This window comes from Novosphingobium rosa NBRC 15208, from assembly GCF_001598555.1.
GTDB lineage: Bacteria > Pseudomonadota > Alphaproteobacteria > Sphingomonadales > Sphingomonadaceae > Novosphingobium > Novosphingobium rosa.
Window position 1 is genome coordinate 1 of record NZ_BCZE01000049.1, and the last position, 12,825, is coordinate 12,825.

14 protein-coding genes are annotated in these 12,825 nt (G+C 59.9%); 10 read left to right on the plus strand and 4 right to left on the minus strand.

The genetic code is table 11. The features are described from left to right. Nucleotides 1–611: 611 nt before the first annotated feature. Together SR3_RS18080 and SR3_RS18085 are read right to left on the minus strand one after the other, a co-directional pair. Nucleotides 612–866 (minus strand): hypothetical protein, encoded by a 255-nt coding sequence (locus SR3_RS18080; protein ID WP_068089404.1) that lies wholly within the window; start codon nucleotides 864–866, stop codon nucleotides 612–614. 565 nt (nucleotides 867–1,431) lie between these two features. After that, nucleotides 1,432–3,240: a ParB/RepB/Spo0J family partition protein gene (locus SR3_RS18085; protein ID WP_068089407.1), complete on the minus strand. Its 1,809-nt coding sequence runs from the start codon at nucleotides 3,238–3,240 to the stop codon at nucleotides 1,432–1,434. Between the two features lie 247 nt (nucleotides 3,241–3,487). Between SR3_RS18085 and SR3_RS31400 the strand changes: the two genes are divergently transcribed. Further along, nucleotides 3,488–3,946 carry a hypothetical protein gene (locus SR3_RS31400; protein ID WP_157098938.1) on the plus strand — a complete coding sequence of 153 codons (459 nt, stop codon included), beginning with the start codon at nucleotides 3,488–3,490 and terminating at the stop codon, nucleotides 3,944–3,946. A 119-nt stretch (nucleotides 3,947–4,065) separates the two neighbouring features. Here the strand turns inward: SR3_RS31400 and SR3_RS18095 are convergent, their stop codons facing one another. After that, entirely contained in the window at nucleotides 4,066–4,908 is an 843-nt protein-coding gene (locus tag SR3_RS18095) for a DUF932 domain-containing protein (protein ID WP_068089413.1), read from the minus strand. Nucleotides 4,909–5,802: 894 nt separating this feature from the next. Here SR3_RS18095 and SR3_RS18100 point away from each other — a divergent pair. The 9 genes from SR3_RS18100 to arsH all read left to right on the plus strand — a co-directional run bounded on the left by SR3_RS18100 (nucleotide 5,803) and on the right by arsH (nucleotide 11,195). Further along, nucleotides 5,803–6,423 (plus strand): hypothetical protein, encoded by a 621-nt coding sequence (locus SR3_RS18100; RefSeq protein WP_068089416.1) that lies wholly within the window; start codon nucleotides 5,803–5,805, stop codon nucleotides 6,421–6,423. A 38-nt stretch (nucleotides 6,424–6,461) separates the two neighbouring features. After that, entirely contained in the window at nucleotides 6,462–6,722 is a 261-nt protein-coding gene (locus SR3_RS18105) for a hypothetical protein (protein WP_157098939.1), read from the plus strand. A 26-nt stretch (nucleotides 6,723–6,748) separates the two neighbouring features. Continuing rightward, entirely contained in the window at nucleotides 6,749–7,288 is a 540-nt protein-coding gene (locus tag SR3_RS18110; RefSeq protein ID WP_068089421.1) for a hypothetical protein, read from the plus strand. 138 nt (nucleotides 7,289–7,426) lie between these two features. Further along, complete coding sequence (locus tag SR3_RS18115) at nucleotides 7,427–7,759, plus strand: ArsR/SmtB family transcription factor (protein ID WP_068089424.1); 333 nt, start codon at nucleotides 7,427–7,429, stop codon at nucleotides 7,757–7,759. Nucleotides 7,760–7,770: 11 nt separating this feature from the next. Beyond that, on the plus strand, nucleotides 7,771–8,310 hold the full coding sequence (locus SR3_RS18120) for an arsenate reductase ArsC (RefSeq protein WP_068089584.1): 540 nt from the start codon (nucleotides 7,771–7,773) through the stop codon (nucleotides 8,308–8,310). Continuing rightward, the gene (arsC, locus tag SR3_RS18125) at nucleotides 8,307–8,735 is read left to right on the plus strand and encodes an arsenate reductase (glutaredoxin) (RefSeq protein WP_068089427.1); all 429 of its coding nucleotides are present in this window, start codon (nucleotides 8,307–8,309) and stop codon (nucleotides 8,733–8,735) included. Before SR3_RS18120 ends, arsC begins: the two co-directional genes overlap by 4 nt. Next, nucleotides 8,735–10,021, plus strand: coding sequence for an arsenic transporter (locus tag SR3_RS18130; RefSeq protein WP_068089430.1), 1,287 nt, complete (start codon nucleotides 8,735–8,737; stop codon nucleotides 10,019–10,021). Before arsC ends, SR3_RS18130 begins: the two co-directional genes overlap by 1 nt. Then, complete coding sequence (gene arsN2 / locus SR3_RS18135; RefSeq protein WP_068089433.1) at nucleotides 10,018–10,452, plus strand: arsenic resistance N-acetyltransferase ArsN2; 435 nt, start codon at nucleotides 10,018–10,020, stop codon at nucleotides 10,450–10,452. Before SR3_RS18130 ends, arsN2 begins: the two co-directional genes overlap by 4 nt. Next, entirely contained in the window at nucleotides 10,452–11,195 is a 744-nt protein-coding gene (arsH, locus tag SR3_RS18140) for an arsenical resistance protein ArsH (protein ID WP_068089437.1), read from the plus strand. The genes arsN2 and arsH overlap by 1 nt, the downstream gene beginning before the upstream one ends. Before the next feature lie 566 nt (nucleotides 11,196–11,761). Here the strand turns inward: arsH and SR3_RS18145 are convergent. Continuing rightward, on the minus strand, nucleotides 11,762–12,802 hold the full coding sequence (locus SR3_RS18145) for a YncE family protein (RefSeq protein ID WP_157098940.1): 1,041 nt from the start codon (nucleotides 12,800–12,802) through the stop codon (nucleotides 11,762–11,764). Nucleotides 12,803–12,825 lie beyond the last annotated feature (23 nt).

The following is a 12,825-nucleotide window of genomic DNA, read 5'->3' on the forward strand; positions in this document are numbered from 1 at the left end:
CACGGACTCATTACGTGGCGCACCACAGCCGGGTGCAGATGAGTTTTACAGCCGCCAGATAGTTTTCGGCACCCATGCGCAGCACTGCGCGGTTTTTGCTGGGCTCTACGGAAAAGGGAGCAAGATTGAGGGCTGTAGCTGGGTCAGCCTTGATGACTGTGAGGTGCCACGCCGACGAAACCAGATCGTCAAATCCTTCGATCTGAGCCTACGCGGCCAGTTCATCTGCATTCAACAATGGTCTTGTGACCCACGCAACGCGGGCGGGTGGAAAATCCGTGTGCATGCGAAATCCCTTTCATGGTGGGAGCCGAAGGCGATGGGCGCGCCATCGTCTTCTGGCCGTCGCCGAGAGCGGGGGGTGAATGTGCGGGGGCCGATCGGGGGGAAGGGGATCACCCGGCCTGCACTAGAGCGCAGCGGAAGGAAGGTTGGGGAAACCACCCGATCGCCAAGCGAGCCGCACAGCGGCGAGACGGCTTGGCCTTTGCACAGAGGGGGGCAGCGCCCCCTTCAGCTCCGCGCCATGGACATGGCGCCGCATACGATGGCCGGAAGGCCACCACTATGAGCGGCGAAAACAAAAAGGAGGGCCGAAGCCCTCCTGAAGGTCATTTTGTGAGCTTGGCAATGACCGGGCCAAACAGTGCGGCAAGGCTCACAATGCCGAGCATGAAGCTGAGGATCGTAAGCTGCGTTTTCATGCCGTCGAGCTTGCTCTCCAGCGCCTTGTTCTGCGCTTCCAGACCTGTCGTGGCCTCTTTGATCTCGCTGGCCACATACTTGCCCAGCTCCTCGACCACGGCTGTCGCCAAGTCATCGTTGATGTTGATTGATTTCAGAGATTTGAAGAGAGTGATGTGCATCCTGTTCTCCTGATTGGTTGACGAACAGGACCTCTCGGACATGGGCTCCGGGACCGGCGGTCAGGCACCGCGAAGCAGCCGCGCCAGCGGGACGTGGAGGAACCGAAATCCGTCAGGATTTCGGAGGGGCCGCGGATGCTTGACGGCAGGGACTGCAACCCATGTCACACTGCCAACTGTCGTAGAGAAGGAATATCCCCACCACCGCCACCACCCCGCTTTTGCCTTCCCGGGCATAGGCCGGGCTGACAGGGTGCTGCCGCGCGTACCGCGCGGCGCCGAAATGCTGCACCATCATGGTGCAGCAATCCGAGGGATCATGGCCCGTAGGGCAAACCGCACACGCGGTTTCCGCGCGGCCCTGGCCGCGCGCGATCCCGAGGCGCACAAAAAAAGGGGCGGGAGGCCTGAGCCTCCCGCCGCACCATGGATGATCGGGGCAACTTTCGCCTTCACCCCGATCACCGCAACTCGATCTTATCTGTCTCGGCCCTTGTCCGCCAAGGAAATCAGAAGGCGTGTTCCATCGCGGAAGGGATGGCGGGGGCGAGCCCCCGCCACCGGATCATGCCGCCTCGGCGTGCATCTCATCCTCCACATCGCCATCTTCACCGGCCTGCTCTTCGACCTTGGGCGGCAAAGGAAGCATAGGGGTGGGCAACCAGCCATGCGGCAGACGCTCGCCAATGGCGCGGGCCAGCTCCTCCCCTTTCAATTTGCTGCAATTCTCCGCTGCCTCATTGCCGCATTCCTCGCGCAGGATCGCCAGCAACCCACCCTTTCTGATCCTCCCGAACGTCTCCACGCCGGGGGCCCAAAGCGCGGCGAGGTCCAGCCCAGCGGCCTGCGCATACTGGTCAGCCTTGCGCATCCGCGCCTCCTCCACGCTGCCGTTATGAACCGTGGCGCTGATCGTCGATGCCACCAGCACCGCGAGCAAAGCCATCTTGTCGCCTGCATCCATGCCCCGGATCGTCTCGAACCGGCGATCTGCGGGGATGTCGGCGAACCGCTCCATCATGTCTTCCCTGACACGGTTGATCGGGCTGTTCGTCAGCAGCTCATCCGCAACATTGGGGCTATGCGCGATCGGGCTGATGTGCGCCGCCAGTTTCCAGCCATACTCATCATGGACAAGCTGCGCCGTGAGGCTGTCGATCAGGATGTCCATCGCCAAGGCGGGATCAGCAGCAACCGCCATTTGCAAGGCCAGCGACCGAATGCCGGTAAGCTGCTCGATCAGCCCCTTGCTGTAGGGGCCATCGGCCTGCTTGGCCCGCTTGCTCTCGGTTTCGGTCCGCAGCGCGATATAGGTCACCTCCAGCTCGCCGCTGTAATCGACGAAGGCAAGCGCCTTGTGCTGCGCGCGCAATTCGACGGGGAAGGACAGCAAGGCGGCCCGTACCTCCTCAAGCTGATCGTGAAGCGCCCCAAGCTCCTCGCTTTCGGGGTCAGCCTCCTCGATCTCGCTCATTTGCGCCTCGATCTCCTCGATCCGGGCCGCTTCAGCTTCATTCGGCTCCCGGCGCTGGGGTTGCAGGCGGGACAGGCTGTAGAAATTGTCAGGCCGGGTCATCGTAACCACAACCTCCTTCCATCCCATGCCGCATAAATCATCGCGGACAACAGCAAGCTTGCCCTCGACCAGCTCCTCGACCAGCCCCGGATCATCGGCATAGCCCACACCATCGGCCGAAAACAGGTCGCGGGTGTAAGTGCCGCCCGCCGCCTCATAGGCTTCCCGCCCGACGAATTTGAACAGGTTGAAATCGGTGCGGACTTTCTGGGTGGTTAGGGCCTGACGAATGCGCTGCGGGTTGTCGCCATGCTGGTTGAACACCTCGATCTGCCGCGCGGGATCGTCGGTCAGGCACAGGGCACGGGCAGCAGGAATGCCCAACCGATCCTCCCCCATGGCGTCCAGCAGTTCCGGCGCGAGGCTCCCCAGCGCCATGAGCCTTTCGACATAGCTCTCATCATACCCGAAGCGCGCCGCGATCTCTGCTGCGCCCCAACCGTTCGATTGACGCAACAGGGCAAAGGCCCGCACGCTGTCCGCCGGATGCATGTTTTCACGCTGCTCGTTTTCGTGGAGCGACAGCTCGACAGCCTCGGCCTTGGTCCGCTCGCTCACCGGGACTTCATAGGTGCCGTCGATGGTTCCGGCCTGCTGCAACAGCTCCAGCGCGCGAAGGCGTCGCCCGCCCGCAACGATATGGAAGTGACGCCCCTCCTTGTAGCCGACAAGGTTCTGGATGACGCCATTGGCCGCGATACTGGCGGCAAGCTGCTCGATTCCTTCCACCTTGGGCGCGACATTGCGCACATTGGCGGAGGCATGACGAAGCTGCGAAAGCTTGATGGTCTTCAACATGGTGCTTTTCCTCTAAGATAGAGCCGAAGGCGATGGGCTCACCATCGACTTCTGGCCCTCGCCGAGAGCGGGGGTGAATGTGCGGGGACTGGACGCGGGGGAGGGGGATCACCCGGCCTGCACAGAGCGCAGCGAAGGAAGGCTGGGGATACCCCCGCGACCACCAAGCGGAGCCGCAGGCGGAGACGGCCCGGTCCTTGCGCAGAGGGGGCGGCGCCCCTTCAGGATCTCACAGGAAAGTGCCGCATTGCGGCTCGCCATCCTGGCCGGAGGCCTGCGCGAGGATCGTCACCTGCCAGGGCTGAAACCGCTTGCGGGTTCGGTCTGTCGGACGGCAGATAGAGCCGTGCCGAAGGCCGCGCTCAGGGGATTAGCGCTGCATCGATCTGGCGACCTCATGCTCAAGAATGTCGATGAGGCCTTTGATCAAAGCCAGAGCCGCAATGGCTTCGCGCCTGGGCAGCGTGATTGTGTCCGCTCGATGGTCAGAGACACTGGGCGTAAGCAGCCTTGCGATTTCATGAGCAGCGGTCAACGGGTTGAATATCTCGGAAGCCATAAGGTTTGCATCTCCTACCGACCAAAATTGGCTTCGCTCCTTCGCAATGCAAATGGCCCGGCGTCGCCGGGCCCATTTTTTCCAGCCTTACAAGAGCGCTCGGCACCTTCGCCGATCAATTTGAACCGCGACCATCTCGACAGATAGCCACGCTGGCACCGTAAGAAGGTCCAGTGAGGGTCGCTAAGGGCGCCCGTCCCGGTCCGCCGTTGTTCGATCTTTCGGGAACGAGACGGTGAGGGCGGGTGTGCCCGCCCTCACATGGGTCATGCGGCTTTCAGCTTCTTCATGCCCTCGGCCAAGGTCCACAGCGCGCGATTGACGCTCACATTCTGGTCGATGCCATTGATGGGCCGGGTCCGGCGACGGATAATTCGTCCGTCTTCGGTTTCCCGCCTGCCGTTGATCCCACCCCGCACGATGTTTTCCTGCACGGTGTTGAACGTATTCCAGAGGTTGGGCGCAACATCGGCAGTGCGCCGCGTCCGTATCACCTGTTCAGGCGTGATCGGTGCCGCTTCCTCGCCATACCGGGCGACAAGGCTGGCCTCGGCAAACACCTGCTGTTCCTCGCGTGACAGATTCAGCGCTGCCATCTCGCGCGATGCGTCGATCAGCCGGGGGAAATCCTGCGCGACGGTATAGGCGCCCTCAATGATCTGATCCTGAATCGCGCCCTTATGGGGCACGCGGATCTCCTCGAATTGCTCGCCCGCGATCAGGGAATTTGTGCAGACAAAGCGGATCAGGCCCGCAAACATCTGATATGACGTGGTGCCGTCATGGCTGTTGACGATGATGACCTCTGCCGCCTCGGTTTCACTCATATGTTCGGGGCGACGGAGCCGCAGCATGTGCTTGGCATGGCCGGTGCGCGAACCATCGCGCGGTTGTGCCTGAACTGCGAAGAAAGGCTGCCAGCCCTCCTTTTTCAGGCCCTGCACGATGTCGATGGTGGGGACGTAAACATATTTGGCTGACCGGCTGTCATGGGCATCCTGCGCGAAAATGGATGGCACGACCTGCTGCAATTGGTCATCGGTGAGGGCTTCGCGGCCACTGATGCGGCGGGCGTTGCGAGCGAAGCGGGTGGCAAGAGAGTAATGCATGGTGCTTTTCCTCTATGATTGAGCCGAAGGCGATGGGCTCACCATCGACTTCTGCCCGCTGGCGAAGTGGGCCGGGGAATGGCGCAAATCAGGGCTGAGCGCGGGGGAGGGGGATCACCCGTCCTGCACTGAAGCGAAGCGGAAGGAAGGTCGGGGACACCCCGCGATCACCAAGCGCGTCGCGGCACGCGACGCGACGGCCAGGCCCTTGCGCCAGGGGGCCGGAACAGGCCCCAAAGACTGGTAATCGGCACGACGGCCTTCGCCGTCCCCTTGCTGGTGGGGGCGTTGCGGGGGTCTGCCCCCGCTGAGAGGGTAGGGCGAGACGCGCTTGCGGCTCGAACGTAGGGAGAAGCTTCTCCCACGAATTGCCTCACATTTTTCTCTTCGGGGACCACCCAGCAAAACCCGCAGCCCCCCTTTTGCATATCCCCCACCACGGTCACCGCGTCACCGCATCACCCGATCACCGGCTCCACCGTATCACCGCATCACCCTCACTATCAAGATTTTGCCATTTTATTCCGCCACTTATACAAAGTGCTTGGTTTGAAAATGCCAACTCAGGTCTTAGGTTCGTCAAATATGGCGCATCTCAGAGCTTGGCATTGCGTGATAATTCGCAAAGTGGGGGGGAAAATGGATGCCGTATGCAGTCGAGTCGGATTTCAATCTGTGCGACAAGGAAGCATCGAACGACCAGATGAAGACCGGCTTCCACCACCGGGCTCGATCATCAAAGCGCCTGTTTTTTGCGGTGCAGCGCGAGGTCGAAGCGAAGGGGGCGGTGTCCAAAGCCGCCCCCGACCATACACGAACTGGCGTCCAAAGCCAGACTTTCGATTCCAATCACGGGCCGGCGTCCAAAGCCGGCCCAAACTTGAAGGACGGCAAATGGCAAAAGCGCGCAGCATCCTCAAACGGCAGTTGGAGGCGAGGGCTAAGATCTGGCCCGACATCACCAACAACATGCTGTGGGATCGCACCGAACGCGACGGTTTCGTAACCCTGCCTCGCGCGTTCCCACTCATCATGAACATCATGGATGACCTATCTGACAAAGGTTTTCCAGTAGGTCAGACCTATTTTGAGTTGTGGTGCCGTCTCTACGACGAACTTTTTCTCACACTCAATCGCCCTGAAGAAATGGCATTTTACGCTGGCTTCACAGGCCAAAGAGCCGGTCGGACATGGAAAGATCGGGTAAAGCGCCTGGCTGATCTTGGCTTTATCGATATTAAATCCGGCCCAATCGGTGAGATGTCATATGCTGTTTTTTTCAACCCATACCACGTCATCAAGAGGGCTTACCTCAAAGACTTAGTTGCCGAAGATAAGTACAGGGCGCTCGTAATCCGCGCCAATGAAATCGGCGCGTCTGATCTTGATGACATCGACGATCATGGACAATTGATTGTTGAAGAAGAAGAGGTTGAAGAGGCAAAGCCTATTCAGAGCATTTTTAAGCGGCTCCCTCAACCAACGAAGCGCATCAGACCAAAACCCAAAGCATAATTTAACTTTGTCCATTAGCTTCAAGATGGAGAATGTTCATGGGATCAGCAAAGGACCAGTTTTTCGAGCGGCGCCAGGCCGAGATTGACCGCCATGTTGCGGAAGAACTCGACATTTCGGAAAGCGATCTGGCTGATTTTCCCTACGAGCTGGACGAAGATGCCAGCGAGGATGGCGTCACATACGGATGGGCTGTCCGCTGGGAAGATGGGGCACCTCCAGGCGTCGATGTGACCGGCGGGGTCAGCTATATCCAGCCTCTGCACGAGGAAGAGCCAGAAGAACCCGAGGACGACTGATCCTGCGGCGAGAGATTGCTGAAACCATGCCAGAGTTGACCAAACAGCAGGCCGCACGGCGGCTGATCCATGCAGCCGTCACCATGTCGGATGCGGGCGCCGATCCCTTGGCAACGCATGTCGTAGCATCCTCGGCGTTCAATATGCTCCGCGAGCTGTCCAAGGTTGATGGCGCACACTTCACGGTGCGGGTTTACCAGTTTTCCCTCTACAACGCTGCCCTGAGTAGAGTGAAGGGGGAAGACCACGGCCTTCCTCACCATCCGGTGAGTGAAGCGTGGATTGATGGGATCGCGAAGGCCATCGTATCAGGCGGCGTCAAAGGCCCAGAGGACATCACGATCAAGGACGCCCAGAAGACCGAGTTTGAGACTTTCAGATACTTGGTGGGGCCGTTCAACTTTCTCAAGCATGCCGACAAAGACCCGTTGGAAACGCTTGATGAGGATGCCGTGAAGCCAATTGAGGCCATCTCTTTTGCCGTGACAGCTTACGGCTTTCTCTTCCCAGATGATGAGCTGATCCCGGAAATCAGGGACTTTCTAGTCAAGAACGGGGCGCTCTAGCCGCCAGAGTGTTGGGGGCGTTGCGGCGCCTGCCCCGCTGAAAGCGTAAGGCGAGACTTGCCACCCATCTGCAAGAAAAAGCATCGGCAAATAACGATGCTTCTTGACGAACGAAAATGCATCGGATAATTCCGATGCATGATCGAACCTGATGCTCTCGCGGCGCTTGGCGCCTTGGCCCACCCAACCAGGCTGGCCACATTCCGCCTTCTCGTGCGCCATGAGCCGGTAGGCCTTTCTACGGGCCAACTCGCCGAAGCGGTCGGTCTGACGCAAAGCACCTTTTCGACACACCTGGCCGTCCTGGCCAAGGCCGGGCTCGTTTCGGCTGAAAAGCAGGGACGCCAGATGATCCAGCGCGCCAACATCGAGGCGCTGCGTGGCCTCATGCTTTTCCTCGCCAAAGACTGCTGTGCCGGCAATCCCGAGCTATGCGCGCCTTTGGTGGCCGAACTCTCCCCCTGCTGCTGACGGAGATTATCATGTCCACCGACACCCCTGATCGGGTTTTCAACGTCCTGTTCCTATGCACGGGCAATTCAGCCCGATCGATCCTGGCCGAAAGCGCGCTCAACATGCGGGGAGGGGCATTCCGGGCCTACTCTGCCGGCAGCCACCCGCGAGGCGAGGTCAACCCCGATGCCCTCGCGCTCCTGCAAAAATTGCATTACCCCACCGAGGGCCTGCGCTCGAAAAGCTGGGATGAGTTCTCTACCCCCGACGCGCCGCAGATGGATTTCGTCTTCACGGTTTGCGGCGATGCGGCCGATGAGGTGTGCCCGGTTTGGCCCGGCCATCCCATCACCGCGCACTGGGGCATCGCAGATCCCAGCCATGTCGAGGGAACCGACATTGTGCGCGAGCGGGCCTTCATGGCGGCGCTGCGCCACCTTGAGAGCTGGATCGCCCTGTTCACCGCTCTTCCCATCCACAAGCTCGAAACGGCGACGCTGAGCGCCAAGGTGCGCGAAATCGGGCAGACACCCGTGCCCGCCGCGACCAACCCGGAGGATGCACAATGAGCGTCGATATTGTCGTCTATCACAATCCCGTCTGCGGCACGTCACGCAACACCCTCGGCCTGATCCGCAATGCGGGCATCGAGCCGCATGTCGTGGAATATCTGAAGACGCCGCCGACCCGCACCTTGCTGGTGCAGTTGATCGAGCGAGCGGGGATCACCCCGCGCGAACTGCTGCGCGAGAAGGGTACGCCCTATGCCGAACTCGGCCTGGGCGATCCGTCGCTGTCGGATGAGGCGCTGGTCGATGCGATGATGGAGCATCCCATTCTCATCAATCGCCCGCTGGTGGTTTCACCGTTGGGCGTGAAGCTCTGCCGGCCATCAGAAGCCGTCCTCGATCTGCTCCCCACGGAGCAACTTGGCGCCTTCGCCAAGGAAGATGGGGAACAGGTCGTCGATGCCTCTGGCCAGCGCGTCATCTGATGTTTCTTGCCGTCGCCATTTTCGTCGCCACCATCGCGCTCGTCATCTGGCAGCCCAAGGGGCTGGGCATTGGTTGGAGCGCGGTTGGTGGCGCTGTGGTCGCCTTGTTGGCCGGCGTCGTGACCATGACCGATATTCCCGTTGTCTGGGGTATCGTCTGGAATGCGACCGCGGCCTTCGTTGCGATCATCGTCATCAGCCTCCTGCTTGATGAGGCCGGCTTCTTTGAATGGGCCGCCCTTCATGTGGCGCGCTGGGGGCGAGGGAAGGGGCACTGGCTGTTCGCCCTGGTCGTGCTGCTGGGTGCTGCCGTGTCCTCGCTGTTCGCCAATGATGGGGCCGCGCTGATCCTCACGCCCATCGTGATCGCGATGCTGCGGGCGCTGGGCTATGATGAAAAGGCGACGCTGGCGTTTGTCATGGCGGCGGGCTTCATCGCCGACACCGCCAGCCTGCCGCTGGTGGTGTCCAACCTCGTCAACATCGTCTCGGCCGACTTCTTCCATATCGGCTTCGGGCGGTATGCCGCGGTCATGGCGCCGGTTGATCTGGCCGCGATCGCGGCCACGCTGGGGGCACTGCTGCTGTTTTTCCGGCGCGACATCCCCGCGACGTATGATGTCGGCCAGCTCCGCCAGCCTCGCGAGGCGATCCTCGATCGTGCGACGTTTCGGGCTGGGTGGGTCGTGCTGATCCTCTTGCTGGCTGGTTTCTTTCTGCTCGAACCGCTTGGAGTTCCGGTCAGCGCCGTTGCGGCTGCCGGCGCTGTCCTCCTCCTCGTCATTGCGGGGAAGGGGCATGTCATCTCGACGAAGAAGGTTCTGCGCGGCGCACCGTGGCAGGTCGTGATCTTCTCGCTCGGCATGTATCTGGTCGTCTACGGTCTGCGCAACGCGGGTCTGACCGACTACCTGGCAGGCCTGCTTGAGCAAACCGCCCGCAGCGGCGTGTGGGGCGCTGCGCTGGGGACAGGGGTGATCGCGGCGGTCTTGTCCTCCGTGATGAACAATATGCCAACCGTGCTGGTCGGTGCGCTGTCAATTGACAGCACCCATGCGACGGGCGCGATCAGGGATGCGATGATCTATGCCAATGTGATCGGCTGTGACCTTGGCCCCAAACTCACGCCGATCGGATCACTCGCCACGCTGTTGTGGCTTCACGTCCTCGGGCAGAAGGGCGTGCGGATCGGTTGGGGCTATTATTTCCGGGTCGGTGTGACCCTGACGGTGCCGATCCTCCTCATCACGCTCGCTGCTCTGGCGATTAGGATCGGTCTGTCATGACCGCGATAGCGGTTGTCCCGTTGCGCGGTGATGAACTCGGCGAGATGGTCCATCACCTCAGCGCGGCGGGATTGATCCACACGGATGTTGAAGGCCCAAATCGCTGGTTCTTTCGCGTCGAAAACCTTGGGTTGATCGGCTTCGCGGGCCTTGAGGGCCAAGGTGCTGACAGGCTTTTGCGGTCGGTGGTGGTGGCCCCCGACCGTCGAGGCCAGGGCCTGGGCTGCCGGCTTGTCGAGGCTGTTGAAGATACGGCGCGATCCCAAGGTGTTCAGCGCCTGCATTTGCTGACAACCACTGCGGCGCCATTCTTCCGGGCTCTTGGCTATGGCGATGCCGATCGCAGCGCAGCACCCACGACAATCGCAAACTCGCGCGAGTTTGCCAATCTTTGCCCCGCATCCGCGGCCTACCTTGTGAAAGATCTTTGATGCCCCTTCGCACGCTTGCCGATCCCGATGTCCTTCCCGCGCTCGATCCTACTTTCGTTCGGGCCCGACCAGCTCTGGGGCTGGGGCCGCTCGATCCGGCGCCGCGCATCCTGTTGCTCTACGGATCATTGCGGGAGCGGTCGTTCTCGCGCCTGGCCGTGGAAGAAGCCGCGCGACTGCTGCGCCTATTCGGCGCAGAAACGCGCATTTTCGATCCTAGCACCCTCCCCTTGCCTGATCAGATCAAGGGCGATGACCATCCGGCTGTCCACGAGCTGCGCGAGCTTTCGATGTGGTCGGAGGGGCAGGTCTGGTGCAGTCCCGAGCGCCATGGTGCAATCACCGGCATCATGAAGGCCCAGATCGATCATTTGCCGCTGGAAATGCGCGGGATGCGCCCGACCCAAGGCCGCACGCTGGCCGTCATGCAGGTTTCGGGCGGATCGCAATCTTTCAACGCCGTCAACACGCTGCGGCTGTTGGGCCGCTGGATGCGGATGTTCACGATCCCGAACCAGTCATCGGTTGCCATGGCTTATAACGAGTTCGATGAGGCGGGTAGGATGAAGGCATCGGCCTATTATGACCGGATCGTCGATGTGATGGAGGAGCTGGTGCGCTTCACTGTGCTCATGCGCCCTCACGCTGGCCAGCTCGTCGATCGCTATTCCGAGCGCAAGCAAGCCGGGGTGCCGGTTGATGGCGCGACGGATCTGTCGAGCATCGCGATCGCGCCGCAGTAATCGCAGTGAAATGGCAATCAGTAAATAACTGATTTTTAACATAATTATCATTATCCGAAAATCATTGCGATGGAGGATATGGGCTAAGCTGGGCTCGCACCGCCTCACTTCACAAACTTCCGAACGCCCCCTATATGTTCTCAATGCCACCCGCCATCAACAGGCTCGACGATTTACGTCTTCACGGATTGAACCTGCGGGTGGAATGCAGCAAATGCGGTCATAGCGGCGTGTTTGACGGGCCCGTTATATGGCGCTGGTTCGCTCTAAACCGGTGGGACGGAGCCCTCGACAAGATTTCCCGCCATTTGATGTGTAGCGTCTGTCGCAACCGGCCAGCAGCTTTTGCTCCCACCAGCGATGCGCCGACAGTGCTCTTCGGCCCGAAAAATGAAGCGGAGTGGAAATCCGCAGTTCAAAGGCTCCGACGGTGACGTGGCACTTACGCTAACTAAGTCGACCTTCACGCCCTTGGGCAACCGTCTCAATAGCTACCTTACATTCATCCTAAGATGCCGCCTAACAGAACCGGTGCGATCCAAATGGCTCGTACAAAGCAATTTGGCTCAAGATGTGCGATAGATCATAAGTTCTGCGATATGCCCATCACCTTGTGGAGCAGCCACAAACAGGCGGTGCAGAGCCGATACGAAGAGGGAGGTTGCGGCGCCTTCGTGCGTTACAATGGTTTCGCTGCGCTCAAGCTGATCGCCATGCCTCTGAAGAACATCAACAGCGCCAGAACCACCACCGGCCGAGACATAGATCAACTTTTTTTCGGGATCGAGCCACACACCATCAGTCCCGGGAGAGATAGCAATCGTTTGAATAACCCGACCTGTGCCCGTATCAAGTTCCTGTAACGTCCCCCCTTTGCAGCCAATGAAGAGCCGATGAGCTACGGCATCCAAAGCCATGGGTACATTCCCAGTGGTGCACACAGACCATCTGGCCACGCTTTTCCCTGTCGATGAGTCAAAAACCTGAACGATATGTCGACTGGGAATATTGGCATACAAGCGCTGGCCATCAAGCTCGAACTGCTTTGGAAATGCATCGAGCGCAAAGGTCGCTTTAACAACATCTCGTGTTGTATCGATCAAAGCGATTGAACCATCGCGATCCCCAACGCCGACGAAGAGCAAATTTTTGTCGGGAGAAAAACGTAGATTATTGGCTAGGCTACCGACGGTGATAGACGTGCGCTGAGCGTAGTCTTTTCCGTCCAAAACAATCACATGGCCATCGCCATTGGCAACATAGATTTTACCCGCCTGCTCATGGTAGGCGACCCATTTGGGGGAGTGCATGCCGGGTACAGACTGAAGCAATGTGCCTTGCGCCACGTCGATCACTTCCATGGAACCGTTGTCTTCGGCGTCCAGCATCAGGCGATGCCGCAGAAGGTCGATGGTCATGAGATCAAAGCCCCCCTTCACAAGAGGAAGTTTGACTGTCTGCACCAATTGCAAACTCTGTATTGGCTTCGCAGCGACCTGACCATGCGACATTGCCAACAGCAGCATCGAGAGCAGGATTTTCCCGTGAGTTTTTTTCTGCCGCGTGATCATCGGTGAGTAAAATCTCTTTACCGTCGTCTTCGTCATATCCGTCGTCCCAACACAGCAAA